Below are 2105 nucleotides of genomic sequence, written 5' to 3' on the forward strand. Positions count from 1 at the left end.
ACCCGAGGGTCGTCTCCTTTTTTCAAAACCGTTCCTGCAGCACTCAGTCGCGCAACAGCACCGACGAGTCGCCGTAGCTCAGGAAGCGGAAATCGTGCGCCAGGGCATAGTCGTAGATGCGATGCCAATCGTCACCCACGAAGGCCGAGACGAGCAGCAGCAGCGTCGATTTGGGCTGGTGGAAGTTCGTCACGATGTTGCGAACGATGCGGAACTCATACCCGAGCGGCGTGATCATGATCTGTGTCGCGGCTTTCAGCCGCTCCACGCCGTGCGCCTCCATCCAGCCGAGCAGATCCCCAAGCGCCTCGCGTCCGGTATAGTCCGCCGGGATGTCGTAGAGCTCCCACTGCCCGATGACCCGATCGGCGTCCGGCGTACCCTCCTGCCGGATGCGCCACGCCAGCGCCGTGAGCGATTCGAGCGTCCGGACGGAGGTCGTCCCCACGGCGGTGATGTGCCCCCACTTCTCGAGCAGACGGGCCACCGTTCCACGCCGTACCTCGAAGTGCTCGGTATGCATCGGATGCCGGGCCGCATCGTCGTCCTTCACCGGAAGGAAGGTTCCCGCCCCGACGTGGAGCGTCACCTCCTCGAAGCCGAAGCCACGCCCCCGCATCGACTCGATCAGTTCGGGCGTGAAGTGCAGCCCCGCGGTGGGGGCAGCCACCGAGCCCTCGAACTTCGAATAGACCGTCTGGTAGCGCGTGTTGTCGATCTCCTCGCTCTCGCGGTTCAGGTAGGGCGGGATGGGAATACGCCCCAGAAGCTCGAGCAGCTGACCGAAGGTCACGTCGGCCGACCATTCGAAGCGCACGGTGCACTCACGGCCGCGCTCCTCCTCGATCCAGGCCCGCAGGTATTCGGCATGCCCGTCACGCTCGAAGTTGATCTCCACACAACCCTCCTTCCACTTCTTGCGGTTACCGACGATGCACGACCAAACGCACCGGCCCTTCACGGCAAAGGCACGCTCGTAGTCGGCCGGGGCGTGCGGCTCGAGGCAGAAGACCTCGATGCGCGCCCCCGAGGGCTTGTGCATGATGATCCGCGCGCGGATCACCTTCGTATTGTTGAACACCAGCAGCTCCCCTTCCGGCAGCACGTCGCCGATGTCGGCGAAATGCCGTTCGGCGATCTCCCCGCCGCGGTAGATCAGCAGCTTCGACGCACTGCGCTCGGCCAGCGGAAACTTGGCGATCCGTTCCTCGGGGAGCGCGTAGTCGAACCGGTTTATATCTATGTGTCGTTCCATTTTGCCCGAATTTTGTGCGGCAAAGTTACTATTTTTTGTAACTTTGCGGCGCGTCAAGGCAATAGAAAAAGGAAAACCTCCATGAAAACCGACTTTCTGGTCATCGGATCCGGCGCGGCGGGACTCTCGTTCGCGCTGAAGGCCGCGGCCCACGGTCACGTGACAATCGTGACCAAAGGCGAGATGAACGAATGCAATACCAACTACGCCCAGGGCGGCATCTGTTCGGTTACCTACGCCCCCGACACCTTCGAGAAACACATCCACGACACGCTCGTCTGCGGCGCCGGCAAGTGCGACCCCGAAGCGGTCGAACTCGTCGTGCGGCGGGCCCCGGAGTTGATCCGCGACCTGATCGCCTGGGGGACACGTTTCGACAAGACCCCCGACGGGCGGTTCGAGCTCAACCGCGAGGGCGGCCACTCGGAGCACCGCATCCTCCACCACGAGGACCTGACGGGCGCCGAGATCGAACGGGCTCTGGTCGAGTCGGTCCACAAACACCCGAACATCACGGTGCTCGAGCACCACTTCGCCATCGACCTGCTGACGCAGCACCACCTGGGCGAATTCGTCACTCGCCACACGCGGGGCCTCACCTGCTTCGGCGCCTATGTCCTCAACGAAGAGACCAACGAGATCGAGACCATGCTCTCGCGCTTCACGATCGTCGCCACGGGCGGCTGCGGCAACATCTACTCCTCGACCTCGAATCCCATCGTGGCGACCGGCGACGGCATCGCCATGTGTCACCGCGCCAAGGCCATCACCGAGAACATGGAGTTCATCCAGTTCCACCCCACCACGCTCTACAACCCCGGCGAGAAGCCCAACTTCCTCATCACCGAGG

The 2105-nt window shown here is 63.1% G+C and carries 2 protein-coding genes; one reads left to right on the forward strand and one right to left on the reverse strand.

The features are described 5' to 3' along the window. Positions 1-43: 43 nt before the first annotated feature. Positions 44-1255, reverse strand: a complete 1212-nt coding sequence (locus QZL63_RS02405) for an S-adenosylmethionine:tRNA ribosyltransferase-isomerase (RefSeq protein WP_022307745.1) — start codon at positions 1253-1255, stop codon at positions 44-46. 81 nt (positions 1256-1336) lie between these two features. Here QZL63_RS02405 and QZL63_RS02410 point away from each other — a divergent pair. Further along, positions 1337-2105, forward strand: a 769-nt coding sequence (locus tag QZL63_RS02410) for an FAD-dependent oxidoreductase (protein WP_290585653.1), incomplete at its 3' end; no start/stop codon positions are given.

It is taken from the genome of Alistipes sp. CAG:268 (assembly GCA_000434235.1).
Classification (GTDB): domain Bacteria; phylum Bacteroidota; class Bacteroidia; order Bacteroidales; family Rikenellaceae; genus Alistipes; species Alistipes avistercoris.